Here is a 26,241-nt window from a genome sequence, read left to right as displayed (position 1 = left end):
AATATGGTGCGGAAGGAGAGACTTGAACTCTCACACCTTGCGGCGCCAGAACCTAAATCTGGTGCGTCTACCAATTTCGCCACTTCCGCATTTTGTTTCTCTCATCTCTCTCAAAAGAGAAAAGATGGTGCGCGCGGGAGGATTCGAACCTCCGACCGCCTGGTTCGTAGCCAGGTACTCTATCCAGCTGAGCTACGCGCGCATTTGGCTGGGATACCTGGATTCGAACCAGGGAATGGCGGCATCAAAAGCCGCTGCCTTACCGCTTGGCGATATCCCAACTGAGGCGCGTATAGTATTGCGGATTCAGAAAGCCGTCAACCCCCTATTTTTCGTTTGATGGCGATTTAATCGCTTCAATAAAAAAACACCGCTTTTGCGGTGTTTTTTTATGCATGACAGGCGTTATTTCTTCTTAACAGGCCGAGTCCAACCATCAAAAGCACGTGCTTTGGCACGGGTGATAATAAGCTGTCCTTCCGCGACATCACTGGTTAGTGTGGTGCCAGCACCGATTGTCGCGCCTTTTTTGACCGTAACAGGTGCGATAAGCTGAGTATCAGACCCAACAAACACATCATCTTCAATAATGGTTTTATGTTTGTTTGCACCATCATAGTTACAGGTAATTGCGCCCGCACCAATATTCACATGATCGCCAATCACAGCATCACCGAGGTATGTTAGGTGGTTAGCTTTTGACCCCTTACCTAGTCGGGTATTTTTCACTTCAACGAAATTACCTACGTGAGAGTCTCCCACCAGCTCCGCACCAGGGCGTAAACGCGCAAATGGACCCACAGTGCAATCTTCACCAACAGACGCACCTTCAATCACGCTGTAAGGACGAACAACGGTGTTATCATCGATCTCACAATCTTTTAGTACACAACCCGCGCCGATAACCACGTTATCGCCCAAGGTCACTTTACCTTCGACAACGACATTCACGTCGATTTCGACATCCGTACCACATTGAAGTTGGCCACGAAGGTCGAAACGCGCTGGGTCACGCAACATCACGCCACTTTCCAATAGCTTTTCAGCTTGTGCCGCTTGGAAAGCACGCTCAAGACGTGCCAATTGAATACGGTTGTTAACACCCTCAACTTCAATCGCACTTTCTGGGTGTACGGCTTCAACTGCACGGCCTTCATTGTGAGCGATAGCAATCACGTCCGTGAGGTAATATTCACCCTGCGCATTCTCATTGTTCAGCGCTGACAACCAACGGCGTAGGTCTCGGCCAGTTGCAACCATCACACCGGTATTGATTTCTTTGATCAGCTTTTGCTCTTGTGACGCATCTTTGTCTTCGACAATGGCCACAACAGGGCCATTACGACGAACAATACGGCCGTAACCCGATGGGTCGTCAAGCACGACGGTCAAAAGCGCGATACCACCGTCTGGCTGCGCATCAAGCAAGTTCTCAATCGTTTGCTCGCTGATAAGCGGAACATCACCGTACAGCACCAAGACTTGCTCTTCATCTTGGAACTCACTGGAAGCCTGATCAACCGCGTGCCCAGTACCCAGCTGCTCTGCCTGCAATACCCAATTAACTGGCTCTTGAGACAACACCGCTTTCATGTCATCGCCGCCATGTCCGTAGACCAAATGAAGCTGCTGGGCACCCAATGAACAACAGGTATCGATAACGTGTTTCACCATAGGCTTGCCCGCAAGGGTATGAAGCACCTTTGGTAAATTTGAATACATACGGGTGCCTTTGCCCGCGGCCAGAATGACGGCACTGAAATTCATGAGAAGAGGTATCCTTATTGCTCAGTATCAACTTCAACTATAATTGATGTGTATTGTAGCGATTTCGATCAGGGAACGGGATTCAAATTATTAAGAATAAGAAAGATTTCCGTCACTCTGTCTCAATAAATCGACGAAGTGAGAATCTTTAGTGATAAAAAAGGCGACCTAATTGGTCGCCTTTTATTTTGGCTGTTTATCCGGCCGGATATTAGCGCGCCTTTTTCGTCAGCTCGATAACTCGTAGCTGGGCAATCGCTTTGGCCAGGTCACTGGCCGCCTGAGCGAAGTCCATATCACCGTGCTTGTTGAGGATACGATCCTCAGCACGTCGCTTCGCTTCTTCCGCCTTAGCTTGGTCCAAATCAACACCGCGAATCGCGGTATCAGCAAGCACAGTCACTGTGCTTGGTTGTACTTCCAACGTACCACCAGAAAGATAAATCACTTCCTCATGGCCATGTTGTTTAGTAATTCGGATCATGCCGGGCGTAATGGCGGTCAGCAGCGGGGTGTGACTTGGGAAAATACCAAGCTCACCTTCGCTACCAGTTACCTGAATAGATTCAGCACGGCCAGAAAACAGTTGTTTCTCTGCACTTACTACATCCAGGTGGAAGGTCATCGCTGCCATATCGCCTCCTAAAAACCCTTACAGGTTCTTCGCTTTTTCGAGTACTTCTTCCATACCACCACAGTACAGGAATGCCTGCTCTGGGATATCGTCGTACTCGCCACTCATAAGGCCTTTAAAGCCAGCGATGGTTTCTTTAAGCGAAACGTAAACACCAGGTTGACCAGTGAATACTTCAGCAACGTGGTATGGCTGCGTCAAGAAACGTTCAATCTTACGAGCACGAGATACCGCAAGTTTGTCGTCTTCTGACAATTCATCCATACCCAAGATAGCGATGATGTCTTTCAGTTCTTTGTAACGCTGCAGTACAGACTGAACGCCACGCGCAACATCATAGTGCTCTTGACCGATAACCAATGGATCTAGCTGACGAGATGTCGAGTCCAATGGGTCAATCGCTGGGTATAGACCCAAAGAGGCGATGTTACGTGAAAGTACAACGGTCGCATCCAAGTGAGCAAACGTGGTTGCTGGTGATGGGTCAGTCAAGTCATCCGCAGGGACGTAAACGGCCTGTACAGATGTAATAGAACCACTCTTGGTAGACGTGATACGTTCTTGAAGAACACCCATCTCTTCCGCTAGCGTAGGCTGGTAGCCTACCGCAGAAGGCATACGACCTAGCAGTGCTGATACTTCAGTACCTGCCAAGGTGTAGCGGTAGATGTTATCGATGAACAGAAGTACGTCACGGCCTTCGTCACGGAACTTCTCAGCCATAGTAAGGCCGGTCAACGCTACGCGTAGACGGTTACCTGGTGGCTCGTTCATCTGACCATAAACCATGGCTACTTTTGATTCTGCTGGGTTTTCGATGTTAACAACACCGGCTTCCTGCATTTCGAAGTAGAAGTCGTTACCCTCACGAGTACGCTCACCAACACCTGCGAATACTGATAGACCAGAGTGTTGCAGTGCAATGTTGTTGATAAGTTCCATCATGTTGACGGTCTTACCTACACCAGCACCACCGAATAGACCGATTTTACCACCCTTCGCAAATGGGCAAACCAAGTCGATTACTTTTACACCAGTTTCTAGCAGCTCAGTCGCGTTAGACTGTTCTTCATAGCTTGGTGCGGCACGGTGAATAGAGTAACGCTCTTCTTCACCGATATCGCCACGCTCGTCGATTGAGTCACCCAGTACGTTCATGATACGACCTAGGGTTGCAGTGCCTACTGGCACTTCAATCGGCTTGCCTGTGTTCTCTATTTCTAGTCCACGACGCAGACCATCAGACGAACCCATCGCGATGGTACGGACAATACCACCACCCAGCTGTTGCTGAACTTCCAGCACCAGACGCTCGCCTTCACGTTTCACGTTCAGGGCATCATATACCTGAGGTACTGATTCCTGTGGAAACTCCACGTCGACTACCGCACCGATGATCTGAACGATCTTACCTGTAGCCATCGTTATTCCTCTAAAATAGTTCGTTGGCCCTTGCCTTACACGGCCGCTGCACCGGAGACAATCTCCGAGAGCTCTTGTGTAATTGCAGTCTGACGGGCTTTGTTATACACCAGTTGCAGTTCATCAATGATGTCACCTGCATTATCTGTTGCAGCCTTCATCGCAACCATTCGCGCCGCCTGTTCGCACGCGAGGTTTTCCACCACACCTTGGTAAACTTGTGATTCAACATAGCGAACCAACAAGGTATCTAGCAGTGGTTTAGGCTCAGGCTCATAAATGTAATCCCAAGCATGGCTGCGTTTCATTTCTTCGTCTTCTGACTTAGGCAAAGGCAGCAATTGATCGATCACTGGTTCCTGCGTCATGGTGTTTACAAACTTGTTGTACACCAGATATAGGCGATCCAGTTGGCCGTCATCGTATTTTTTCAGCATCACACCGACCGTACCGATCAGGTCTTCCAGTGATGGGTTATCACCCAAGCCAGAAACTTGTGCTGAAACATTTCCGCCGTAGCTGTTAAAAAATGCCGTTGCTTTTGCACCAATAAGTGCAGTTTCAACGTCTGCACCTTTTTGAGTCCACTCTTGCATTTCAGTGATAGCACGTTTGAACACGTTAATGTTCAAGCCACCACACAGACCACGATCAGATGATACGACGATATAACCGACGCGCTTGGCTTCACGCTCTTCCAAATAAGGATGGCGATACTCTAATTTACCAAGGGCGACATGACCGATCACTTTGCGCATAGTAGTCGCGTATGGACGAGAAGATTCCATTGCGTCTTGCGAACGACGCATTTTAGAAGCTGCTACCATTTCCATCGCTTTGGTGATCTTCTGTGTGCTTTTCACACTTCCGATCTTGTTACGAATTTCTTTTGCGCCGGCCATCGTTACTCTCCGTTGTCAGAAGGCCGCATAAGCGGCCTTCTACGCATTACCAGGTTTGCGTTGCCTTGAAATCTTCAACCAACTTAGCAAGTTGCGTTTCGATTTCGCCGTTGTAATTACCCGATTCTTCAATCTGGGCAACCAACTCAGCATATTGCGCCTTAGCAAATGCAAGCAGAGCAGCTTCGAAGTCAGCCAGTTTCACCAACTGAACGTCAGTCAAATAGCCTTTTTCAGCTGCAAAAATTACCAAGCCCTGCTCAAACACAGACATTGGTGCATATTGCTTCTGCTTCATCAGCTCGGTCACTTTTTGACCATGATCCAGCTGCTTCTTCGTTGCTTCATCAAGATCTGATGAGAACTGAGCAAACGCCGCAAGTTCACGATATTGCGCCAGTGCGGTACGGATACCACCAGACAACTTCTTCATGATCTTGGTTTGTGCTGAACCACCTACACGAGATACCGAAATACCTGGGTCAACAGCTGGGCGAATACCCGCGTTGAACAGTTCGGACTGCAGGAAGATCTGACCATCGGTAATCGAGATAACGTTGGTTGGAACGAACGCAGATACGTCACCCGCTTGGGTTTCGATGATAGGCAGTGCGGTCAAAGAACCCGTTTTGCCTTTCACTTCACCGTTGGTGAATTTCTCAACGTAGTCAGCATTGACGCGCGCAGCGCGTTCTAGAAGACGTGAGTGGAGATAGAAAACATCACCAGGGAATGCTTCACGACCTGGTGGACGACGCAGCAATAGAGAAATTTGACGGTAAGCAACTGCTTGCTTAGACAAATCATCATATACGATCAGCGCATCTTCACCACGGTCACGGAAGTATTCACCCATCGCACAACCTGCATAAGGTGCAAGGTATTGCAGTGCCGCTGCTTCAGAAGCAGATGCAACAACAACGACGGTGTTCTTCAGTGCGTCGTGCTCTTCCAGTTTACGAACCACGTTAGCAATGGTTGACGCTTTCTGGCCGATAGCAACATAGATAGAGTAGATCCCAGAGTTCTTCTGGTTGATGATCGCATCGATAGCCATCGCAGTTTTACCTGTCTGGCGGTCACCGATGATCAGCTCACGCTGGCCACGGCCGATTGGGATCATGGCATCAACTGCCTTGTAACCGGTCTGTACTGGCTGGTCAACAGATTGACGAGCGATAACGCCCGGTGCAATCACTTCTACAGGAGAAGTCAGTTTTGCTTCAATCGGACCTTTACCGTCGATAGGTTCACCCAAGGTGTTAACCACACGACCCAGTAGCTCAGGACCTACTGGCACTTCAAGAATGCGACCAGTACCGGTTACTTTCATGCCTTCCTGAAGGTCGGCATATGGACCCATAACAACCGCACCTACAGAGTCGCGCTCAAGGTTGAGCGCCAACGCGAAGCGGTTGCCTGGTAGTTCAATCATTTCACCTTGCATCGCATCAGCAAGGCCATGGATACGAATGATACCGTCACTGACTGACACGATGGTACCTTCGTTGCGAGCTTCACTAACAACGTTAAAGTTTTCGATACGTTGTTTGATTAGTTCGCTAATTTCCGTGGAATTAAGTTGCATGCTCCAATTCCCCAAATCAAGACTGCAATGCATCGCTCAGTCTACGGACACGGCCGCTTACTGAGTTATCAATGATCAAGTCTCCAGCTCGAATCACAACCCCGGCAACCAGGGTCTCGTCTACACTACAGTTCAGCTTCACTTTGCGCTCAAGGCGCGCTTCCAGTTTGCTGGCAATAGCATCTATTTGCGCTTGGCTAAGCGCGATGGCTGAGAGGACTTCAACATCCACTAGCTTTTCAAGTTCACGGCGTAACGCCAGGAACTGAATAGATACATCCGGCAACGCTGCAAGGCGTCCATTCTCGGCCATTACCTTAATCAGGTTTTGGCCTTGTTCATTGAGCTGTTCGCCACATACAGAAACAAAAATTTCTGTCAGCTTTTCCGCTGAATTCATGCCACTGAGAAAATCTGCAATGGTTTCGTTACGGGCGACTTCAGCAGCAAAGGCAAGCATTTCAGACCACTGGTCTAACTCACCTTTTTCTACTGCAAGGTCGAAGGCTGCTTTAGCGTAGGGGCGTGCGATGGTAGTCAGTTCAGACATATCTGCCCCTCCTTCTTAAAGTTCTGCAGTGATTTTATCGAGAATATCTCGGTGAGCGTTCTCATCAATTGAGCGCTCAAGGATTTTCTCAGCACCGATCACGGCTAGAGTTGCAACTTGTTTGCGCAGTTCATCGCGGGCACGGTTGCGTTCAGCTTCGAGTTCAGCCTGTCCTTGGTTAAGGATATTTTCGCGTTCAGTGTTAGCTTCTTCGCGGGCTTGGTCGATAATTTGAGCTTTACGCTTGTTTGCTTGATCGATGATCTCAGTTGCAGAACGCTTTGCTTCTTTAAGTTGATCTGAAGCATTAGCCTGGGCCAAATCCAGGTCTTTTGCGGCACGCTCAGCTGCCGCTAGACCGTCAGCAATTTTCTTCTGACGTTCCTCAATCGCTTGCATGATTGGTGGCCATACATATTTCATGCAGAACACAACAAACATGGTAAAAGCGATCGCCTGGCCGATTAGAGTTGCGTTGATATTCACAACACCGCCTCCATTAGTTGGCTAAAGGTACGATTCAGACGACTTAACCCAGCTGACCGACGAATGGGTTTGCGAAGGTGAACAGCAATGCGATTACGATACCGATCATTGGAACAGCATCCAGCAGACCAGCGATGATAAACATCTTAACTTGCAGCATAGGAGCCATCTCTGGTTGACGCGCAGCGCCCTCAAGGAATTTACCGCCAAGCAGTGCGAAACCAATCGCAGTACCCAGGGAAGCAAGACCTACAATGATGCCCACGGCAATTGCAGAAAAGCTCAATAAAGTTTCCATCACTATCTCCAGTTTCTTGTTGTCGGCCTATATGCCGGAAGGTCTAACAAAAGTTGCTTACTTAAAAACGTATTAATGATCTGAGTCTTCATGTGCCTGAGACAGGTACACGATAGTCAACATCATAAAGACGAACGCTTGGATGGTAATAACCAAAATGTGGAAGATTGCCCACGGTAATGCCCCCAACCATTGCGCCCACCACGGCAGTAGAGCCGCAATCAGGATAAATACCACTTCACCTGCGAACATGTTACCGAACAAACGCATACCCAGTGAAATTGGTTTCGCCAGCAGCGATACCACTTCAAGAAGCAGGTTGAAAGGGATCATAACAGGGTGATTGAACGGGTGAAGAGCCAGTTCCTTAGCAAAACCGCCAATGCCTTTTACTTTGATGCTGTAGTAAATCATCAAGAAGAAGACACCCAGCGCCATGGCCAGTGTGATATTTACGTCTGCAGTTGGTACCACTTTAAGGTAAGGGATACCGAACCAGTGTTCCGCCGGATAAGGAAGAAAATCGATAGGAATTAAATCCATCGTATTCATCAAGAATATCCAGACGAAAATGGTCAGAGCCAGTGGAGCAATCAGTGGGTTTTTTCCGTGGAAGGTTTCGCGTACGTTCTCATCAACGAACTCGACTAGCATTTCCACAAAACACTGAAGCTTACCAGGGACTCCGGTGGTTGCTTTCTTCGCCACAGAGCGGAATAGCCATAAAAAGCCAAAACCGATCAAGACTGAGAAAAACAGGCTATCAATGTGCACGGCCCAGAAACTGCCACCCTCAACCAGCCCTAATTTGTCGGTAGACAGATTAGAAAGGTGGTGGGCGATATAACTAGACGGTGTAAGCGCTTCACCTGGCGCAGCCATAACTCATCCTATTTGTTGTTGTTAATGAATAAAACTGGCGCGAGGATGTTGATTCCAAGTACCAGCAAATAGGTCAGTTTGAGGGGAACAAGTTCCACCTCGGCATACAGGTAAACAACGGAGAATAAAACGACAGTTAATAGAATTTTGAGTACTTCACCGCTGTAGAAAGATGCTACAACCAGCTTGGCCGCTCTTGCTCCACTAAACAGGAATGCACACAATGCAAAGGCTGCGTTGGCTACCACAAAGATGCCACCGCCAATGAGTGCGGAAATTCCCCAGTCGACATTGATGGTGGTCACCATCAAGATTGCCGTTGCTAACACGACGCACACTTGTAACAGCAGCAACCTTTTCGCAAGCTTGCGACCTGGTCGCGTGAGCGTCGATACCATGTATTCGTTCCTCGATTCCTTTCCTCGTAGCACTTGTCGTGCTGGGAAAACTGCGAAAATTATACGGGTCACCCTTTTGAATGCAATCTCATAGCTCCAAAAAGCGAGGCTAAATTTTACAACAGGGTAACCTGATCACAGTAAGCAAAAATATGTAACAAAATCTCAACGTGTGAAATCACACTTTTCTATCGAGAATTGCAAGAATTTGCATAAGTTTTTCGTTTTGGTCAAAACTGATGACTAATTTCCCACTGCCACTTTGGCTTTGTGAGAGCGTCACCTTGGTGCCAAGTTTATCTGCCAATCTGTCTTGCACTTCCAGTATCTGAGGTGAAGGTTGATTTGCTGCAGACTCTACATCTGGCGCTTGCATCTTTTTCACCAAAGCTTCGATCTGTCTCACAGTGAATTTTTTATTCACCGCTAATACCGCCGCTTCGATTTGCGACTCACCTTCCAATGAAAGGAGTGCTCGCGCATGGCCCATTTCTAATTGGCGGCCAAATAAGAGCTTTTTCACGCCGGCTTCGAGGCCGTTTAAACGTAATAAATTGCTGATTGTTGTACGGGATTTACCCAATGCTTCAGCCAATTGTTGGTGAGTCAGAGAGAAATCTTGTACTAATCGGTTGAGGGCTTCTGCCTCTTCCATGGCATTGAGGTCTTCGCGTTGAATGTTCTCTATCAACGCGATGGCGCTAGCGGCTTTGTCATTCAGTTCACGCACTAAACACGGTACGTGGGTCAAACCCGCTTTTTTCGATGCTCTCCAGCGACGCTCACCAGCAATGATTTCATATTGCTGTGCATCAACTCTACGAACAACGAGTGGCTGAATCACGCCTTGAGCGCGTATTGATTCTGCCAATTCATCTAAGGCTTCTGGTTCCATTTCTTGTCGTGGCTGATACATACCAGGACGAAGAACCGCCAAAGGCAATTGTTGTAACTCACTATGATTAACGGCTTCCTGGCGCTCAACATTCATGTCGACGCGTGCTTGTGCTTTCGCACTCGTCGCAAGGAGGGCATCTAGCCCTTTGCCCAATCCACGTTTGGGAGTGTTCATTTAATTCCTTAAGAAGCGCTGGCTGCGTTTGCCGTAAATCTTGCTTGTTCTTCTCGACGAAGCATTTCACCTGCTAGGGCAAGGTATGCTTTTGCTCCGCTTGAGTATTTATCATAATACATGGCAGGTCGCCCATGACTCGGCGCTTCTGCAAGGCGAACATTGCGCGGTATTACCGTGCGATACACTTTATCACCAAAATGTTTCTTAATCTGATCGGACACTTCAGTCGCCAATCGATTTCTTGGATCGTACATGGTTCTGAGCAAACCTTCGACATGCAAATCTGCATTCACAACACTTGCTAGCTTACTGATGGTATCCATCAAGGCTGTTAATCCTTCCAGTGCAAAATATTCACACTGCATCGGCACAAGTACAGAGTTTGATGCTGTCATGGCATTGATTGTAAGAAGGTTTAAGGAAGGTGGACAATCTATGAAGATGAAATCATAGTTTTCACGCACTTCCGCTAGCGCATTGCGCAATCTTACTTCTCGTGCAAACACTTCCATGAGTTTGATTTCAGCGGCTGTCACATCGCCATTTGCAGCGATCAGGTGATACCCGCCTGTTGTTTCCGTCACCACCACGTCATTGAAAGGGGTTTCTTCAACAAGTAAATCATAGGCCGTGGCATCGACATCGTACTTATCGACACCACTGGCCATTGTCGCGTTTCCCTGCGGGTCTAGGTCTATAACAAGCACCTTGCGCTGGGTTGCGGCTAAAGACGCAGCCAGATTAATACAGGTCGTTGTTTTTCCAACGCCCCCTTTTTGGTTCGCAATTGCTATGACTTTTCCCACAAGTAAACCTCGCCAGACAATCCTATTTAGCCAAGATTACTAGATGACGTTGCCCTTCCAATCCGGGAACAGTCAAAGGTTTGATATCGGTCACAGAACAATCAGCAGGCAGGGCATCAATCTCGACTTGGTCGACTTGTCCCTTCAATGCGAGAAAGTGACCGTTCGGTGCTGGCAAATGATGACACCAACTGATCATATCGTTCATCGATGCAAACGCACGACTTAATACACCGTCAAAGCCAGCTTCCGATTGGAAGTCTTCAACACGGCTTTGAACCGGGGTGACATTGTCAATTTTCAGTTCATGAATGACCTGACGAATAAAACGAATACGTTTACCTAGACTATCAAGCAAGGTAAATGATTTTTCAGGGTTTACGATCGCGAGCGGGATCCCAGGAAGACCAGGACCCGTACCAACATCAATGAACGTTGATCCTTCCAAGTGTTGACTCACGACAATACTGTCCATGATGTGCTTGATGATCATTTCTTGAGGATCGCGTACTGATGTTAGGTTATACGCCTTGTTCCATTTGTGAAGCATTTCAACATAGCCGATCAATTGATCTTGTTGATGAGCAGGGATCTCCATCCCAGCTTGTTCAATAAGTTGTGCTAGACGTTGTTTCACAGCCTGTTAGGCTCCTTTTTTCAGCATGCCTTGTTTTTTCAAGTGCACCAAAAGAATAGAAATAGCGGCAGGTGTAATACCTGAAATGCGAGATGCTTTACCGATAGTTTCAGGACGAGCATCTTTCAATTTCGCAATGACTTCATTAGATAAACCTTTGATTTGTTTGTAATCGAGGTCAATCGGCAATTGCGTGTTCTCATGGCGAATCGATTTCTCTATCTCGTCTTTTTGACGATTGATATAGCCTTCGTATTTCACTTGAATTTCAACTTGTTCACGCGCTTGTTTATCGTCATGAGCAGGCGCAAAGGCCGCTTGAGCGACAAGCTGATCGTACGTCACTTCAGGACGACGAAGTAGATCTTCACCGTTTGCTTCTCGTGTCATCGGCGCTTTTAGAATGCCATTGATCGCTTCAGCATGTTCAGACGTTGGGTTCACCCAAATACCGCGAAGACGTTGTGCTTCTTGCTCGATATTTTCCAATTTCTGGTTAAAACGTGCCCAGCGCTCATCATCAACCAAACCTAGCTGACGACCGACTTCGGTGAGGCGCAAATCTGCATTGTCTTCACGCAGTAACAAACGGTATTCCGCGCGAGAGGTGAACATGCGATACGGTTCTTTTGTGCCCATGGTCGACAAATCGTCGATCAACACGCCCATGTAAGCTTGGTCACGGCGTGGACACCAGCCTTCTTTGTCCTGCGCATACAATGCAGCGTTTGCACCCGCTAACAAACCTTGAGCAGCGGCCTCTTCATAACCGGTAGTGCCGTTGATTTGGCCAGCGAAGAACAAGCCTTGCATGTGTTTCGTTTCAAAGGTTTGCTTGAGATCGCGGGGATCGAAGAAATCGTATTCAATCGCGTAACCTGGGCGGATCACACGCGCATTCTCAAAACCTTTGATCGAATGAATGATCCCCATTTGCACATCAAAAGGCAGACTGGTGGAAATACCATTCGGATATAGCTCGTGGGTGGTTAAGCCTTCAGGCTCAACAAAAATTTGGTGTTTATCTTTGTCCGCAAAGCGCATTACCTTGTCTTCAATCGACGGGCAATAGCGAGGGCCAATACCTTCAATCACACCAGCATACATCGGGCTGCGATCAAGGTTATTACGAATAACATCGTGTGTTTTTTCATTCGTATAGGTGATGTAACACGGTACCTGACGTGGATGGTCAGCAGTGCTACCCATGAAAGAAAACACCGGACGTGGTGTATCGCCATGTTGCTCTTCCATCACACTAAAATCGACCGTACGCGCATCAATGCGAGGTGGCGTACCGGTTTTTAGTCGGTCAACGCGGAACGGTAATTCACGAAGGCGATCAGCCAAAGCGATCGATGGAGGATCACCGGCACGACCACCTGAATAATTTTCTAGACCAATATGGATTTTCCCGCCGAGGAATGTCCCAACCGTCAAAACGACCGCTTTTGCGCGGAATTTAAGACCCATTTCCGTTACAACGCCAGTTACGCGATCTTTGTCAACGATCACATCGATAACTGCTTGTTGGAAAAGCATTAGGTTAGGTTGATTCTCAAGCGTTTCACGAACAGCCGCCTTGTACAGTGCACGGTCTGCTTGTGCTCGTGTCGCACGAACAGCAGGCCCTTTAGATGCATTTAGCGTGCGAAACTGAATACCACCTTTGTCGATTGCACGGGCCATTAAGCCACCGAGTGCATCGACTTCTTTCACCAGATGTCCTTTTCCGATCCCGCCAATGGCTGGGTTACATGACATTTGCCCTAATGTATCAATGTTGTGCGTCAGCAACAGGGTTTGTTGACCCATACGTGCAGCAGCCAGTGCAGCTTCCGTACCTGCATGACCACCACCAACAACGATGACATCAAAGTTATCCTGGTAAAACATGGTGTGACCTCGAAAAAGGAAAGGTTGATCGATTGGTTGAGCAAAGGAGGATCATTCTACCGCTTTTCCTGAGGCGAGAGAACCAAAAGTGTGATCTTAGATCGTAGGGGGGCTCTTTAAAATATATAAAGATCTTTTAGATAGATCTTCTATTAGATCTTCTATTAAGGAAGCCGATCTTTGTGGATAACTGACAAATGATCACCATTATCATGCAGTTATTGAGGATCATTAACTGTGTGATAGCTTGGATCAAACACGGTACTTCTTGGGATCAAAATGGCTAGTTATCAACAGGGGAAGAATGTGGGTAAAGTTATTATTGGGATAACTATAGGTTGATCACCGTTTAGATCTATAGTTATCCACAAAGGTAAGGTCACATTTTTGAATGTTTTTTATGAGTGAAGAAGCCACTTTATTCACAAAATGACTTTTTCCACGTGGATAACCACACTTCTGCCGGTTCTTCTGGAAGCGGATCGTTAAGAATGTCTATCTCTAAACGTGGTACATCACGCTGCGCTCCTAGCGAAGCAAGTAGATTATCAGCATGCTGGCCAGCGCCACAAAACGTGTCATAACTCGAGTCACCAATAGCAATAACTGCAAAATTGAGATGGGTTAAGCTAGGGGCTTGCTGCTCAAGTTCTTCCATTATGGGTGCTATGTTTTCTGGGTAATCGCCAGCACCGTGTGTAGAGGTGATAAGTAAAAGTCTTTTACTATCAATGATATCTGACAATTCACCTTCGTTAACGACGGTGACATTGTGTCCTTCATTGGTGAGCAAATCTGCAAGGTGATCGCCAACGTATTCAGCACCACCTAAGGTGCTGCCTGTTAGCAAAGTGATCGTTGTCATGTGTTGTCTTCGTCTGATTGTATTAGGTGGAATCAGTATTGAAGCGATAAGAAGGGCAAGTCAAGCTAACTCGTTTTATCGTAGTCTTTGTAGTTTAAGCTACTTTTATTCCTAGATGTGAGAGATAAGATTTTGTTTTTACCGCATTTTTTTGCATTTTTTGCAGCTAGATATGCGTCGTCGATAAGCTGAGATCCTGATGAACAGCTTTCATGTCGAGAAGAAATGCCAAGGCTTGCAGTGCGCTTTACAGCGGTATGTTCAAGTAAAATGACACTGCGGCAGACGGCAATTTTTAGCTGTTCAGCCACCTGCATGGCGTCTGTTTGCGCGGTTTCTTTTAACAAAATGACAAACACATCGGCATGGAGCCGACCGATAGGCGTGTCTTGAGGTAGGTTTTCATTCAACAGCTTTGCTATGTGAACAAGCACGTGATCACCTGTCGTTCTTCCATGCATCTCATTGATTTGTCTAAAATCATCAATGTCTATGACGACCGCCGATAAAGACACATCTTTGCGAAGAGCTTGATAATAGAGCTCGTCAGCTTGTTTATAGATGGTCTGACTGTTGGTGGTTTCTGTGAGTAAATCTTCGTGGATAAGTTTTCGCGAAGATTTATCAATACTATGCAAATCAACAAGATAAAAGTCAGTTAATGCCACTGAGGCAAGCACAAGTACGAGTACAACACACAAGTATGCGGCACGCGCGTTAGCATCGGTTAGCGCCAATATGGGGTCTTGTACAGGTATGGTTTTGGCCAGAAAAAGCAGAACGATGGCTATTAACGAGAGAATATATCTCGGCATTCTGTCGTTAGGATCGAAGACTAAAACCACAGCAGTAGGAACCACCAGCAAGAGCAATTCGGTTTCAAAATTATCCGACAAGACAAACAAAGGGAGGGTAAATTGTTGGATGAAGAACGCCATGAAAATCCAGTATTTCGCCAGCCAAAGCATGCCTTCTCGGGTGAGCACGAACGTGATTGCAAAGATGAGCGCGAAGAGACCATTGAAAAGCGCGGCGGAAGCACTGCCAAACGCAAACCAAAACAATGCAGAAAACAGAAGTGTTCCGCCCGCACACAAGCAAGCCAGAAGGTTCACCATGCGAAGATGATGTATCTGAAGCTTGTCGCAGCGCGCTATGCCCAAATTAAGCATAGGGTTAAGGCTATTTATCATTCACGGTTGTCTTCGGTGGGATATGTAGATAAGTGTAGCAAAGACGAGACAAGATCGAGGGCAGAAAAAAAGCTGCTCGGAGGCAGCTTTAAGGGATTATTTACCGATGCAAAAGGAGCTAAAGATTCTGCCAAGCAGATCATCTGAGCTAAATTCTCCAGTGATCTCGCTGAGGTGTTGCTGTGCGATCCTTAGTTCTTCCGCCAATATTTCGCCCGCCATATAGCCCTCAAGTTGATCTTTTCCGGTATCTAGGTGGCGTGACGCGGCATCCAATGCTGCAAGGTGACGTCGGCGAGCCATGAAGCCGCCTTCTGTTGCACCTGAAAAGCCCATGCAGGCTTTCAAATGCTCACGAAGCGCATCCACCCCTATGCCTGTTTTTGCACTTAGGCGGATTAAGGTAGGTTGGCTTGCATGACAGATACCCAGTGACTCGCCGGTGACGTCGGCTTTATTGCGGATTACCGTCATGCCAATGTTTTCAGGTAGACGATCGATAAACTCTGGCCAAATGTCTTCTGGCGACGTGGCATCTGTTGTGGTGCCATCAACCATAAATAGCACGCGGTCTGCTTGTGTTATTTCATCCCAAGCGCGTTCAATACCAATACGTTCTACTTCGTCAGATGCATCGCGAAGGCCTGCGGTATCAATGATATGAAGCGGCATCCCATCAATGTGGATGTGTTCACGTAGTACGTCCCGTGTCGTCCCTGCAATGTCGGTAACGATGGCACTGTCTTTACCTGATAGGGCATTCAGTAGGCTGGATTTGCCGGCATTTGGGCGACCAGCAATGACCACTTTCATGCCTTCACGCATGATGGCACCTTGGTTCGCTTCTTTGCGCACATCGTTCAGTGAGTCGATGATGCCGTTGAGATCCGCCGCCACTTTACCGTCAGATAGAAAGTCGATTTCTTCGTCTGGGAAGTCGATAGCTGCTTCAACATAGATACGCAGGTGAATCAGTGATTCAACAAGGTGGTTAATCTTGTTAGAAAACGCCCCTTGAAGGCTCTGCAGTGCGCTTTTAGCCGCTTGTTCTGAGCTTGCATCAATCAGATCTGCAATGGCCTCCGCTTGTGCTAAATCCAGCTTGTCATTCAAAAAGGCACGCTCGGAAAACTCACCAGGCTTGGCGGTGCGCACACCCTCAATCGCGACAATGCGTTTGATCAGCATGTCCATGATCACAGGGCCGCCATGACCTTGCAGTTCGAGTACGTCTTCACCAGTGAACGAGTTTGGCGCTTGGAAATACAAGGCTATGCCTTGGTCTAGCGCTGCGCCTTGTTCATCTTTAAATGGCAAATATTCTGCACGACGAACAGGCAGTTCTCGGCCTGTGACTGCCATGGCGACTTCTCTCGCTTTCGGTCCTGAAACGCGAACGATACCCACACCGCCGCGTCCTGGCGGGGTAGCTTGTGCGACGATAGTGTCTGTGTAACTCATGGTAGTTAAAACCTACTGATGAAAATTGCTGCTAGTGTAACCTCAAACTTTATCAATATGCAGACTTAAGCGTCATTACAGACTGAAGACTTCTAGCGAAAAAGAGTGAGATTGGAAAATGCGTTTGGGCATAAACGAAGAAAGGCGGCCAATGGCCGCCTCGTCTTTATTCGTTACCACTTACTTACGGCTGTGAAGGCCTTTTTTCTCCAGCGCACGATAAATCAGTGTTTGCTGGATAAGCGTTACGATGTTCGATACCAACCAGTAAAGTACTAGGCCTGCTGGGAACCACAGGAAGAACACGGTGAACATCACAGGCATGAAGGTCATGATCTTCTGCTGCATCGGGTCCGTCACGGTGCTTGGGCTCATCTTCTGGATAAGGAACATTGAAGCACCCATCAGAAGTGGCAGCACGTAGTATGGATCCGGTGCTGACAAATCTTGAATCCAAAGCATGAATGGCGCGTGACGCAGTTCTACCGATTCCATCAATGCCCAGTAAAGCGCAATGAAGATTGGCATTTGAAGGATAAGAGGAAGACAGCCACCCAATGGGTTCACTTTCTCTTTCTTATACAGCTCCATCATTTCTTGGCTCATGCGCTGGCGGTCATCGCCAATACGCTCACGCATTTCAGCCAACTTAGGCTGCAGCATGCGCATTTTCGCCATTGAGGTGTACTGCGCTTTGGTCAGCGGGTACATCGCACCACGAACGATGAAGGTCAATAGGATGATCGCAAAGCCCCAGTTACCAACGAAGCCATGAATGGTTGCTAGCAACCAGTGCAGTGGGCTTGCAATGAACCACAACCAACCGTAATCGACCGTTAGGTTAAGGTTAGGTGCTGTCGCTTCCATTTGGTCTTGTAGCTTAGGACCTACCCACAAGGTTGAATCCAACGTGGTTTCAGTACCAGCAGCAACCGTGGTTGTTGGGTAGCGAACACCAATGAAACCTTGACCATTGCTGGTACGGGTATACAGATTTGCTTCACCTTCAGCGTGTGGGATCCAAGCAGCAACAAAGTAGTGTTGCATCATGGCAGCCCAGCCGTCGTTAGCGATAGTCAGGTTAAGGTTCTTATCCTGCATGTCGTCAAAGCTGTATTTTTTGTATTTAGTGTCATCTGCAGAGTATGCGCCACCACGGTAGGTAGGCATGGTCAAGCTGCCGCCATCATCAAGCAGGTTTTGCTTAAGTTGTGCGTACATTTGAACTGATGCAGGCTTGTCAGTTTCATTATTGATGGTGTAGTCCACGCCAACGGCGTAATCACCTCGTTTCAACACGAACACTTTGGTGTATTCGATGCCGTCTTTCGACACGGTTAATGGCACACGAAGCTCATCTTGGCCATCAGCAAGTGTAAATTCAGTTGCTGTGGTTGAGAATTGTGCACGGCCATTTAACGTATCGATGCCATTAGGGCCAATGAGGCCACTTTGTGCAACGAATGCATGATCAGGCTGGTTTTTCAGCAGAACAAATTTGTCCTTAGAGCCGAATTCCGCGTCATATTTTTCCAATTCCGCACGAATGACATCGCCGCCAAGCGTATCAACAGTCAGAGTCAATACATCGGTATGGATAGTGATCAGCTTATTAGAGACTGAATCCTGAGTCAGAGGCTGAGAAGCATCTGAACTGGCGGGTACATCACCACTGTGTTGTGCTTGCTGCGTTACGCCCGGTCCCTGTGGTTGAGGGGTGTTTGCTTCATTCCAGTTGAGGTACAACATGAATGAAACGAACATTAGGGCAATCAACAGGATATTGCGTTGAGAATCCATTGCTAATTGTCTCGATTATGAGGATGACGCGGGGGCACAGGATCGTACCCACCATGATTAAGAGGATGGCATTTTAATAGACGTTTGCTAGCGAACCAACACCCTTTTACAACACCGTGACGGTTGACCGCTTCTATGGCGTATTGGGAGCATGTCGGCGTGAAACGACATCTAGGCCCTAGAAGGGGGCTGATGAGGAGTTGGTATCCGCGAAACAGTCCAGTGACTATTTTTTTCGCGGCGGTCGAGATAAACGTTGCCATAATTTATCGAGCAGCACACTCAGTTCTTCGTTACTGAGCTCATTGGCACTTTTCTTAGCAATTACAACAAAATCTTTCGCAGGCAACGAATGTTGATGCAGGCGAAAACTTTCGCGAACTAAACGCTTAAAGCGGTTGCGGTCGACAGCAAGTTTGATTTGTTTTTTTGGCACTGCCTGCCCCATACGAGGATGGTCAAGCGTGTTATTGCGCGCAAGAATGGTTAAGTGTGGTGAGCCAGCGCGATGAGGTTGCTGGAAGACAGAGTTGAAATGTGCGGGAGTTAACAGACGTAACTCCCGACAAAAAGCGAACTTATTCACAAATCACTAGTGATTATTTAGAAAGTTGCTTACGGCCTTTCGCACGGCGAGCGGCAATAACCTTACGGCCATTCTTAGTTGCCATGCGTGCACGGAAACCGTGTGAGCGCTTACGCTTTAGAACGGAAGGTTGAAAAGTGCGTTTCATGGTTTCTACCTTAATTACTGATCAGTTTTTAGGTTTGTTAACCCGACGTGGGACGAAAGTCCGACGCCTCTCAACAAAGAGGGCGGATTGTAATCACTGACCGAGTTATAGTCAATAATGTATAAACCAGAAATGGCCACAATCCGAACTCTTGGGCGCGTAATTATACGGATTCGAAAAGTTAGCGCAAGGATCCTTCACCGATCTTATCCACTTTTCCTTGTGTGAAGGCTGTAACTTTTCATTGGACAAGTCTGGTATAAGAAGTGGAAATATGATCTTTACTGCAAATCTGTTTAATTTGATCGTGTGAAATGTTTTGTGGACCAAACTGAAAACTACTGTGATCAGTTCTACACTATTTCGACCGTAATGTGCCTCAATCTGTGAGTAACTGGGGTGAAACCCGTGCAGATCGGCAAGTAAATTGTGCGATCTGTGTGTATAACTTCGATCTTATTCACTGCAAAAGGGATCTTCTCTCTAGCGATCCTTGTCGTAGAAGTATAAAATTGCTTCCCTTTTCATTTATCGAGTGTGGAGTCAGACGTGTCATCTTCGCTTTGGTTGCAGTGTCTTCAGCGCCTTCAAGAGGATCTACCTGCAACAGAATTCAGCATGTGGGTTCGACCGCTTCAGGCGGAGTTAAATGACAACACCTTGACTTTGTTTGCACCAAACCGTTTTGTACTGGACTGGGTGAGAGATAAATATCTCAACAGTATCAACCAGCTACTCAACGAGTTTTGCGGTGTAGATATGCCTGTGTTGCGTTTTGAAGTCGGCAGTAAACGTGTCGCCCCTGTTGCGCCACCGAGTCAACCCGTCGCACCCGCGCCGTCTGCTCCTGTTGCGAGACCGAGTGTTGGTCGCACATGGGAACCTGCGCCTTCACCGGTTCAGTCAGACGTTAATCACAGATCAAATGTTAACCCTAAGCACAAGTTCACCAACTTTGTTGAGGGTAAATCAAACCAATTGGCGTTAGCGGCTGCACGACAAGTCGCCGATAACCCAGGCGCGGCTTATAACCCTCTTTTCTTATACGGCGGAACAGGTCTAGGTAAAACTCACTTGTTACACGCTGTGGGTAATGCGATCAGCGATCGTAAAGTCGACGCCCGAGTGGTGTACATGCACTCTGAACGTTTCGTTCAAGACATGGTAAAAGCACTACAAAACAACCAAATTGAAGAATTTAAACGCTATTACCGCAGCGTTGATGCTTTGCTTATCGATGACATTCAATTTTTTGCGAATAAAGAACGTTCGCAGGAAGAGTTCTTTCATACCTTTAATGCATTGCTAGAAGGTAACCAGCAGATCATTCTAACGTCTGACCGTTATCCGAAAGAGATTAACGGCGTTGAAGATCGTCTTAAATCTCGCTTTGGTTGGGGTTTGACGGTTGCGATCGAGCCACCAGAGCTCGAAACGCGCGTGGCAATTTTGATGAAGAAGGCGGAAGACCACAACATTCGGTTGCCGGATGAAGTGGCATTCTTTATCGCGAAACGTCTCCGTTCGAATGTTCGAGAGCTTGAGGGTGCACTTAATCGCGTGATAGCAAATGCTAACTTCACGGGCCGTGCTATCACCATTGATTTCGTGCGTGAAGCACTGCGAGACCTGCTCGCGCTTCAAGAAAAACTGGTTACCATAGATAACATTCAGAAGACTGTTGCTGAATATTATAAAATTAAGATGGCTGACCTATTATCTAAGCGTCGTAGCCGCTCCGTAGCACGTCCTCGCCAAGTGGCAATGGCGTTGTCAAAAGAGCTCACAAACCATAGCTTGCCGGAAATTGGTGATGCATTTGGTGGGCGCGATCATACTACGGTACTTCATGCGTGCCGAAAGATTGAACAGTTGCGCGAAGAAAGCCACGATATAAAAGAAGATTATTCAAACCTGATCCGGACTCTGTCGTCATAATATGAAATTTACACTTACTCGCGACGTATTCTTAAAGCCATTGCAGCAGGTTTCTGGTGCGCTTGGTGGTCGACCAACTCTACCGATTCTTGGCAACATTCTTCTTAAAGTAGATGCGGGTCAACTGACGATGACGTGCACTGATCTCGAAGTTGAATTGATTGCGTCTTTGCCGCTTGAAGGTGAAGTAGAAGATGGTGCGGTGACTGTGCCTTCTCGTAAGTTCCTCGACATCTGTCGCGGTCTTCCTGATAGCGCCCCCATTAGTTTTACGGCCGAAGGTGATCGTGCGGTTATTCGCTCTGGTCGCAGTCGCTTCACGCTATCTACGTTGCCAGCTGCTGATTTTCCGAACATTGAAGATTGGCAAAGCACGGTTGAATTTACCTTGTCTCAAGGTAAGTTACGCCAGCTTATTGAAAGCACCGCGTTTTCAATGGCAAACCAAGACGTGCGTTATTTCTTAAATGGCATGTTGCTTGAAACTGACGGCACTACGCTTCGCAGCGTAGCGACCGATGGTCACCGCATGGCGGTGGGCACAACAGCACTAGAAAGCAGCCTAGATAATCAACAAGTCATCGTTCCGCGCAAAGGCGTGACGGAATTGATGCGCTTGTTGGATCATCCTGACGCACCTGTGACGATTCAAATCGGCAGTGCGAACATTCGTGCGCAAGTTAATCAGTTTATTTTTACCTCTAAACTGGTTGATGGTCGTTTCCCGGACTATCGCCGCGTGATGCCTCAGTCTTCTAATAAGACAATGGAAGCGGGGTGTGATGAATTGCGCCAGGCTTTCTCTCGTGCCGCTATCTTATCAAATGAAAAATTCCGCGGTGTGCGCCTTAACGTCAGCAATGGCCAACTGCGCATTTCTGCTCATAACCCTGAGCAAGAAGAAGCTGAAGAGTTTGTTGATGTCGATTATCAAGGCGAAGAATTGGAAATTGGCTTCAACGTCAGTTATGTGCTCGACGTGCTGAATACGCTCAAGTGCGAGCAGGTACGTTTCTCTATGACGGACGGTACCGCAAGTACCTTGGTGGAAGACAGTAACAGTGATGACGCCATGTATGTGGTAATGCCAATCCGTCTATAACATGGCACTAACCCGATTATCCGTACACGATTTACGAAATATTGAAGCCTGTGACCTTAGCCTGTCATCAGGCTTCAATTTTCTTGTCGGGCCGAATGGCAGCGGTAAAACCAGTGTTTTGGAAGCCGTTTACTACTTGGGCCATGGGCGTTCGTTTCGAAGTCAATTGACGGGCCGTGTGATTAGGCATCAGCAAGAGAGATTGGTGGTGCATGGTCGCGTGGTTTCAAATGACTCTGACACGCTGTTGCCCGTCGGTTTACAGAAGAACAGAGATGGCTCCACTGACGTAAAAATTGGTGAAGAAAAGGGTCAGAAATTGGTGCAATTGGCGGAAGTGCTTCCCATGCAATTGATTACCCCTGAAGGGTTCGAGTTGCTGACAGGTGGCCCTAAGTTTCGTCGTGCCTTTATTGACTGGGGTGTGTTCCACGTGGAACCCCAGTTTTACCCAGTTTGGTCGCGTGTGAAGCGATTGACCAAACAACGCAATGCACTGTTGAAAACAGCAAGAAGCTATCGAGAGCTCAGTTATTGGGATGCTGAATTGGCCCCGTTAGCGAATCAAATCGATCAGTGGCGAAGGGAATACATCAACAAACTCGCTGAGCGTGCTTCTGCATTGTGTCAGGCTTTTTTGCCTGAATATGACATTAAACTCAGCTATTCACGTGGCTGGGAGAAAGACACAGATTATGCCGAATTGCTGCGTCATAATTTTCTTCGCGATCAGCAGTTAGGTTATACCGTCAGTGGCCCACACAAATCTGATTTGCGCTTGCGTATCAATAATACGCCGGTCGAAGATGTGCTGTCTCGTGGCCAACTCAAACTGATGGTGTGTGCACTGCGTTTGGCGCAGGGCCAACAGCTTACTGAAGACAAAGGTAAGCAATGTATCTATCTAATAGATGATTTTGCGTCTGAGCTGGATAGCCAGCGTCGGGCGCTCTTGGCAGAGCAGTTAAAAGCCACCGGTGCGCAAGTATTTGTAAGTGCCATTAGTGCCGATCAGGTCGCTGAAATGTCCGACGAAAATAGTAAGATGTTTCATGTGGAACACGGTAAAATAGCCGCAGAATAAATTAAGCGAGAGTAACTCAATGTCCAACAATTACGATTCATCGAGTATCAAGGTACTCAAGGGTCTGGATGCAGTACGAAAGCGTCCGGGGATGTACATCGGTGATACTGACGACGGTACCGGTTTGCACCACATGGTCTTTGAGGTCGTCGATAACTCAATCGATGAGGCTCTTGCTGGTCATTGTAATGATATCGTGGTGACCATCCACGAAGACGGCTCTGTTTCAGTAAAAGATGATGGTCGTGGTATCCCTGTTGATATCCACGAAGAAGAAGGCGTATCAGCCGCTGAAGTTATCATGACGGTACTTCACGCAGGCGGTAAGTTCGATGATAACTCATACAAAGTATCGGGTGGTCTTCACGGCGTAGGTGTTTCAGTAGTAAATGCCCTATCTGAGAAGCTTGAACTGACGATTTGGCGTCATGGTCAAGTGCATCAGCAGGTTTATGTGCACGGTGTTCCTGAAGCGCCTTTGGGCCCGATTGGCGACACTGACGAAACCGGTACTCGCATCCGTTTCTGGCCATCAGGTGAGACCTTCACCGATCTTCTGTTCCATTATGACATTTTGGCGAAACGCCTACGTGAGTTGTCATTCCTAAACTCTGGCGTGTCTATTCGCCTTGTTGATGAACGCGAAGAAGACAAGAGTGACCACTTTACTTACGAAGGTGGTATCCGCGCTTTCGTAGAGCACTTGAACCGAAACAAAAACCCAATTCACCCATCAGTGTTCCATTTTGAGCATGAGCGTGAAGATGGCGTGACCGTTGAAGTTTCTATGCAGTGGAACGATGGTTTCCAGGAAAACATTTACTGTTTTACTAACAATATCCCTCAACGCGATGGTGGTACACACCTTGCCGGTTTCCGCGCAGCATTGACGCGTACGCTCAATAGCTACATGGAAAAAGAGGGTTACTCGAAGAAAGCCAATGCAGCCACATCAGGTGATGATGCGCGTGAAGGTCTGACCGCTGTCGTATCGGTAAAAGTACCGGATCCAAAATTCTCGAGCCAAACAAAAGATAAACTGGTTTCTTCAGAAGTGAAGTCTGCGGTTGAATCGGCAATGAATGAAAAATTGAGTGAGTTCCTGATTGAGAGCCCTCAAGACGCTAAAATCGTTTGTTCAAAAATCATTGATGCAGCACGTGCGCGTGAAGCAGCGCGTAAAGCGCGTGAAATGACACGTCGTAAAGGCGCGCTAGATTTAGGTGGTTTGCCAGGTAAGTTGGCTGACTGCCAAGAGAAAGACCCTGCTCTTTCTGAACTGTACATAGTGGAAGGGGACTCTGCTGGCGGTTCAGCCAAGCAGGGTCGTAACCGTAAGAACCAAGCGATTCTTCCACTTAAAGGTAAAATCCTTAACGTAGAAAAAGCGCGTTTCGACAAAATGCTGTCTTCTCAAGAAGTGACCACGCTGATTACTGCGATGGGTTGTGGTATCGGTCGCGATGAATATAACCCAGATAAACTGCGTTACCACAGCATCATCATCATGACCGATGCTGACGTCGATGGTTCGCACATCCGTACGCTTCTATTGACCTTCTTCTACCGTCAAATGCCTGAGCTGATTGAGCGTGGTTACATCTACATCGCTCAACCACCGTTGTATAAAGTGAAGAAAGGCAAGCAAGAGCAATACATCAAAGATGATGAAGCGATGGAGCAGTACCAAGTATCGCTAGCGCTAGAAAATGCCTCTTTGTTTGTTAACCAAGATGCACCTGCACTTAGCGGCCTAGCACTTGAAGAATTGATTCAAAAGTATAATGGCGTCATGAAGTTGATTAGCCGCATGGAGCGTCGTTATCCTTCAGCGTTGCTAAACGAGCTTGTTTACCAACCACGTTTGTCTGTTGATCAGCTTCAAAGTGAAGCGAACGTTCAAGCTTGGATTGAGAACATCGTTGCAGTTCTTAATAAGAACTCTTCTGGCGAAAGTCAGTACAGCTCAATCATCAAGTTTGATGAAGAGCATAATGCGTATCAGCCTGAACTTATCGTACGTACTCACGGTGTCGACCATGAATACCTCATCAGCTACGATTTGCTGAACTCGAAAGAGTATGGCCGCATCGCTGATCTGTCAGAAGCACTTGATGGTTTGCTAGATGACACAGCATACATCCAACGTGGTGAGCGTAAGCAACCGGTTAAGAGCTTTGCAGATGCACTGGCTTGGTTGATTAAAGAATCGAACCGTGGCCTTTCTCGCCAACGCTATAAAGGTCTCGGCGAGATGAACCCTGATCAGCTTTGGGAAACTACAATGGATCCTGATTCTCGTCGAATGCTGCGTGTGACCATCAATGATGCTGTCGCGGCCGATGAGCTGTTCACAACCCTGATGGGCGACCATGTTGAACCACGTCGTGCGTTTATTGAAGACAACGCGCTGAAAGTAGCAAACCTAGACGTTTAGTGAGTTGTTCTATAGCGTTCGCTGCTTAAAATCTGTGTATCAAACGCCGCATTAGCGGCGTTTTTTTTACGTAGCGTTACATGCCCATTTAACCCATTGATTCATAACTGTTTAAAAGGCATTGATTAGTGCGTTTGAAGCTTTGGGTGTATTGGTTGGGTTGGATCGCTGTATATATGGATATTTTGGTCGCGACCTTTGAATGAACGCACTAGTACATGATTCATGGCTTTGCACATTGTTAGACGCACAGAACTTTTCCCCAAAACCTCTTCAAACATCATTC

General features: G+C 47.4%; 26 protein-coding genes and 3 tRNA genes. 5 read left to right on the top strand and 24 right to left on the bottom strand.

All coding sequences use genetic code 11. The annotated features are described in order from the left end of the window. Window positions 1–4 precede the first annotated feature (4 nt). The 19 genes from BM082_RS11310 to BM082_RS11220 form a co-directional block, all read right to left on the bottom strand. Window positions 5–89: transfer RNA gene (locus tag BM082_RS11310), tRNA-Leu, on the bottom strand. 36 nt (window positions 90–125) lie between these two features. Continuing rightward, window positions 126–202 (bottom strand) — tRNA-Arg (locus BM082_RS11305). A gap of 3 nt (window positions 203–205) precedes the next feature. Next, a tRNA-Gln gene (locus tag BM082_RS11300) sits at window positions 206–280 on the bottom strand. A 125-nt stretch (window positions 281–405) separates the two neighbouring features. Continuing rightward, window positions 406–1,767, bottom strand: a complete 1,362-nt coding sequence (gene glmU, locus BM082_RS11295) for a bifunctional UDP-N-acetylglucosamine diphosphorylase/glucosamine-1-phosphate N-acetyltransferase GlmU (protein WP_074926962.1) — start codon at window positions 1,765–1,767, stop codon at window positions 406–408. 211 nt (window positions 1,768–1,978) lie between these two features. Continuing rightward, on the bottom strand, window positions 1,979–2,401 hold the full coding sequence (locus BM082_RS11290) for a F0F1 ATP synthase subunit epsilon (RefSeq protein WP_017010596.1): 423 nt from the start codon (window positions 2,399–2,401) through the stop codon (window positions 1,979–1,981). An 18-nt stretch (window positions 2,402–2,419) separates the two neighbouring features. Then, window positions 2,420–3,823: a F0F1 ATP synthase subunit beta gene (atpD, locus tag BM082_RS11285; RefSeq protein ID WP_017010595.1), complete on the bottom strand. Its 1,404-nt coding sequence runs from the start codon at window positions 3,821–3,823 to the stop codon at window positions 2,420–2,422. A 35-nt stretch (window positions 3,824–3,858) separates the two neighbouring features. Beyond that, window positions 3,859–4,725, bottom strand: coding sequence for a F0F1 ATP synthase subunit gamma (gene atpG / locus BM082_RS11280; protein ID WP_017010594.1), 867 nt, complete (start codon window positions 4,723–4,725; stop codon window positions 3,859–3,861). A 46-nt stretch (window positions 4,726–4,771) separates the two neighbouring features. Then, the gene (atpA, locus tag BM082_RS11275) at window positions 4,772–6,313 is read right to left on the bottom strand and encodes a F0F1 ATP synthase subunit alpha (protein WP_017010593.1); all 1,542 of its coding nucleotides are present in this window, start codon (window positions 6,311–6,313) and stop codon (window positions 4,772–4,774) included. Window positions 6,314–6,329: 16 nt separating this feature from the next. Next, window positions 6,330–6,863, bottom strand: coding sequence for a F0F1 ATP synthase subunit delta (gene atpH, locus BM082_RS11270; protein WP_017010592.1), 534 nt, complete (start codon window positions 6,861–6,863; stop codon window positions 6,330–6,332). Window positions 6,864–6,878: 15 nt separating this feature from the next. After that, window positions 6,879–7,349 carry a F0F1 ATP synthase subunit B gene (gene atpF, locus BM082_RS11265; RefSeq protein ID WP_017010591.1) on the bottom strand — a complete coding sequence of 157 codons (471 nt, stop codon included), beginning with the start codon at window positions 7,347–7,349 and terminating at the stop codon, window positions 6,879–6,881. Window positions 7,350–7,392: 43 nt separating this feature from the next. After that, window positions 7,393–7,647 carry a F0F1 ATP synthase subunit C gene (gene atpE / locus BM082_RS11260; protein ID WP_002540812.1) on the bottom strand — a complete coding sequence of 85 codons (255 nt, stop codon included), beginning with the start codon at window positions 7,645–7,647 and terminating at the stop codon, window positions 7,393–7,395. 72 nt (window positions 7,648–7,719) lie between these two features. Beyond that, window positions 7,720–8,529 (bottom strand): F0F1 ATP synthase subunit A, encoded by an 810-nt coding sequence (gene atpB / locus BM082_RS11255; RefSeq protein ID WP_017010590.1) that lies wholly within the window; start codon window positions 8,527–8,529, stop codon window positions 7,720–7,722. Window positions 8,530–8,537: 8 nt separating this feature from the next. After that, window positions 8,538–8,927 (bottom strand): F0F1 ATP synthase subunit I, encoded by a 390-nt coding sequence (locus tag BM082_RS11250; RefSeq protein ID WP_017010589.1) that lies wholly within the window; start codon window positions 8,925–8,927, stop codon window positions 8,538–8,540. 178 nt (window positions 8,928–9,105) lie between these two features. Beyond that, a complete protein-coding gene (locus tag BM082_RS11245; RefSeq protein WP_017014560.1) occupies window positions 9,106–9,999 on the bottom strand; it encodes a ParB/RepB/Spo0J family partition protein in 894 nt (297 codons plus the stop codon). Between the two features lie 8 nt (window positions 10,000–10,007). Then, window positions 10,008–10,808, bottom strand: coding sequence for a ParA family protein (locus BM082_RS11240; RefSeq protein WP_017010587.1), 801 nt, complete (start codon window positions 10,806–10,808; stop codon window positions 10,008–10,010). 22 nt (window positions 10,809–10,830) lie between these two features. Beyond that, window positions 10,831–11,445 (bottom strand): 16S rRNA (guanine(527)-N(7))-methyltransferase RsmG, encoded by a 615-nt coding sequence (rsmG, locus tag BM082_RS11235; RefSeq protein ID WP_017010586.1) that lies wholly within the window; start codon window positions 11,443–11,445, stop codon window positions 10,831–10,833. Between the two features lie 6 nt (window positions 11,446–11,451). Beyond that, window positions 11,452–13,341, bottom strand: a complete 1,890-nt coding sequence (gene mnmG, locus BM082_RS11230; RefSeq protein ID WP_017014563.1) for a tRNA uridine-5-carboxymethylaminomethyl(34) synthesis enzyme MnmG — start codon at window positions 13,339–13,341, stop codon at window positions 11,452–11,454. Window positions 13,342–13,759: 418 nt separating this feature from the next. Further along, window positions 13,760–14,206, bottom strand: a complete 447-nt coding sequence (mioC, locus tag BM082_RS11225; RefSeq protein ID WP_017010584.1) for an FMN-binding protein MioC — start codon at window positions 14,204–14,206, stop codon at window positions 13,760–13,762. Between the two features lie 65 nt (window positions 14,207–14,271). Next, a complete protein-coding gene (locus BM082_RS11220) occupies window positions 14,272–15,144 on the bottom strand; it encodes a GGDEF domain-containing protein (protein ID WP_244275998.1) in 873 nt (290 codons plus the stop codon). Between BM082_RS11220 and BM082_RS25325 the strand changes: the two genes are divergently transcribed. Next, on the top strand, window positions 15,124–15,546 hold the full coding sequence (locus tag BM082_RS25325; RefSeq protein ID WP_241903713.1) for a hypothetical protein: 423 nt from the start codon (window positions 15,124–15,126) through the stop codon (window positions 15,544–15,546). The two genes, BM082_RS11220 and BM082_RS25325, sit on opposite strands and share 21 nt — an antisense overlap. On the opposite strand, the gene mnmE is transcribed toward BM082_RS25325, so the two are convergent. From mnmE to rpmH, 5 genes are all read right to left on the bottom strand, one after another. Continuing rightward, window positions 15,496–16,860, bottom strand: coding sequence for a tRNA uridine-5-carboxymethylaminomethyl(34) synthesis GTPase MnmE (gene mnmE, locus BM082_RS11215; RefSeq protein ID WP_074926957.1), 1,365 nt, complete (start codon window positions 16,858–16,860; stop codon window positions 15,496–15,498). The two genes, BM082_RS25325 and mnmE, sit on opposite strands and share 51 nt — an antisense overlap. Window positions 16,861–17,040: 180 nt before the next feature. Beyond that, on the bottom strand, window positions 17,041–18,660 hold the full coding sequence (gene yidC / locus BM082_RS11210; protein WP_017014565.1) for a membrane protein insertase YidC: 1,620 nt from the start codon (window positions 18,658–18,660) through the stop codon (window positions 17,041–17,043). 2 nt (window positions 18,661–18,662) lie between these two features. Further along, the gene (gene yidD, locus BM082_RS11205) at window positions 18,663–18,923 is read right to left on the bottom strand and encodes a membrane protein insertion efficiency factor YidD (protein WP_074926955.1); all 261 of its coding nucleotides are present in this window, start codon (window positions 18,921–18,923) and stop codon (window positions 18,663–18,665) included. Further along, window positions 18,887–19,246 (bottom strand): ribonuclease P protein component, encoded by a 360-nt coding sequence (gene rnpA, locus BM082_RS11200; protein WP_017010580.1) that lies wholly within the window; start codon window positions 19,244–19,246, stop codon window positions 18,887–18,889. Before rnpA ends, yidD begins: the two co-directional genes overlap by 37 nt. 13 nt (window positions 19,247–19,259) lie before the next feature. Continuing rightward, on the bottom strand, window positions 19,260–19,394 hold the full coding sequence (rpmH, locus tag BM082_RS11195; protein WP_017010579.1) for a 50S ribosomal protein L34: 135 nt from the start codon (window positions 19,392–19,394) through the stop codon (window positions 19,260–19,262). Between the two features lie 549 nt (window positions 19,395–19,943). Here rpmH and dnaA point away from each other — a divergent pair. Genes dnaA through gyrB form a run of 4 tightly spaced genes read left to right on the top strand, consistent with a single transcriptional unit; the run spans window position 19,944 to window position 25,955 of the window. Next, a complete protein-coding gene (dnaA, locus tag BM082_RS11190) occupies window positions 19,944–21,332 on the top strand; it encodes a chromosomal replication initiator protein DnaA (RefSeq protein ID WP_017010578.1) in 1,389 nt (462 codons plus the stop codon). A gap of 1 nt (window position 21,333) precedes the next feature. Further along, window positions 21,334–22,434, top strand: coding sequence for a DNA polymerase III subunit beta (gene dnaN, locus BM082_RS11185; protein ID WP_074926953.1), 1,101 nt, complete (start codon window positions 21,334–21,336; stop codon window positions 22,432–22,434). Between the two features lies 1 nt (window position 22,435). Further along, window positions 22,436–23,518, top strand: a complete 1,083-nt coding sequence (gene recF / locus BM082_RS11180; protein ID WP_074926951.1) for a DNA replication/repair protein RecF — start codon at window positions 22,436–22,438, stop codon at window positions 23,516–23,518. Window positions 23,519–23,537: 19 nt separating this feature from the next. After that, the gene (gene gyrB / locus BM082_RS11175) at window positions 23,538–25,955 is read left to right on the top strand and encodes a DNA topoisomerase (ATP-hydrolyzing) subunit B (RefSeq protein WP_026024630.1); all 2,418 of its coding nucleotides are present in this window, start codon (window positions 23,538–23,540) and stop codon (window positions 25,953–25,955) included. Window positions 25,956–26,241 lie beyond the last annotated feature (286 nt).

The sequence above is a fragment of the Enterovibrio norvegicus DSM 15893 genome, from assembly GCF_900115495.1.
Lineage (GTDB): Bacteria > Pseudomonadota > Gammaproteobacteria > Enterobacterales > Vibrionaceae > Enterovibrio > Enterovibrio norvegicus.
Note: the sequence above shows the minus strand (reverse complement) of the source record. Positions and strands in the feature narration are given on the sequence as shown.

What these genes read in the sequence shown, in the direction of transcription:
- dnaN (WP_074926953.1), top strand. Translation starts at nt 21,334, where the DNA reads ATGAAATTTACACTTACTCGCGACGTATTCTTAAAGCCATTGCAGCAG.
- BM082_RS11250 (WP_017010589.1), bottom strand. Translation starts at nt 8,927, where the DNA reads ATGGTATCGACGCTCACGCGACCAGGTCGCAAGCTTGCGAAAAGGTTG.
- gyrB (WP_026024630.1), top strand. Translation starts at nt 23,538, where the DNA reads ATGTCCAACAATTACGATTCATCGAGTATCAAGGTACTCAAGGGTCTG.
- BM082_RS11220 (WP_244275998.1), bottom strand. Translation starts at nt 15,144, where the DNA reads ATGGCGTTCTTCATCCAACAATTTACCCTCCCTTTGTTTGTCTTGTCG.
- rpmH (WP_017010579.1), bottom strand. Translation starts at nt 19,394, where the DNA reads ATGAAACGCACTTTTCAACCTTCCGTTCTAAAGCGTAAGCGCTCACAC.
- atpD (WP_017010595.1), bottom strand. Translation starts at nt 3,823, where the DNA reads ATGGCTACAGGTAAGATCGTTCAGATCATCGGTGCGGTAGTCGACGTG.
- atpB (WP_017010590.1), bottom strand. Translation starts at nt 8,529, where the DNA reads ATGGCTGCGCCAGGTGAAGCGCTTACACCGTCTAGTTATATCGCCCAC.
- atpH (WP_017010592.1), bottom strand. Translation starts at nt 6,863, where the DNA reads ATGTCTGAACTGACTACCATCGCACGCCCCTACGCTAAAGCAGCCTTC.
- BM082_RS11245 (WP_017014560.1), bottom strand. Translation starts at nt 9,999, where the DNA reads ATGAACACTCCCAAACGTGGATTGGGCAAAGGGCTAGATGCCCTCCTT.
- atpA (WP_017010593.1), bottom strand. Translation starts at nt 6,313, where the DNA reads ATGCAACTTAATTCCACGGAAATTAGCGAACTAATCAAACAACGTATC.
- glmU (WP_074926962.1), bottom strand. Translation starts at nt 1,767, where the DNA reads ATGAATTTCAGTGCCGTCATTCTGGCCGCGGGCAAAGGCACCCGTATG.
- atpE (WP_002540812.1), bottom strand. Translation starts at nt 7,647, where the DNA reads ATGGAAACTTTATTGAGCTTTTCTGCAATTGCCGTGGGCATCATTGTA.
- yidD (WP_074926955.1), bottom strand. Translation starts at nt 18,923, where the DNA reads ATGGCAACGTTTATCTCGACCGCCGCGAAAAAAATAGTCACTGGACTG.
- mnmE (WP_074926957.1), bottom strand. Translation starts at nt 16,860, where the DNA reads ATGAGTTACACAGACACTATCGTCGCACAAGCTACCCCGCCAGGACGC.
- recF (WP_074926951.1), top strand. Translation starts at nt 22,436, where the DNA reads ATGGCACTAACCCGATTATCCGTACACGATTTACGAAATATTGAAGCC.
- BM082_RS11290 (WP_017010596.1), bottom strand. Translation starts at nt 2,401, where the DNA reads ATGGCAGCGATGACCTTCCACCTGGATGTAGTAAGTGCAGAGAAACAA.
- atpG (WP_017010594.1), bottom strand. Translation starts at nt 4,725, where the DNA reads ATGGCCGGCGCAAAAGAAATTCGTAACAAGATCGGAAGTGTGAAAAGC.
- mnmG (WP_017014563.1), bottom strand. Translation starts at nt 13,341, where the DNA reads ATGTTTTACCAGGATAACTTTGATGTCATCGTTGTTGGTGGTGGTCAT.
- yidC (WP_017014565.1), bottom strand. Translation starts at nt 18,660, where the DNA reads ATGGATTCTCAACGCAATATCCTGTTGATTGCCCTAATGTTCGTTTCA.
- mioC (WP_017010584.1), bottom strand. Translation starts at nt 14,206, where the DNA reads ATGACAACGATCACTTTGCTAACAGGCAGCACCTTAGGTGGTGCTGAA.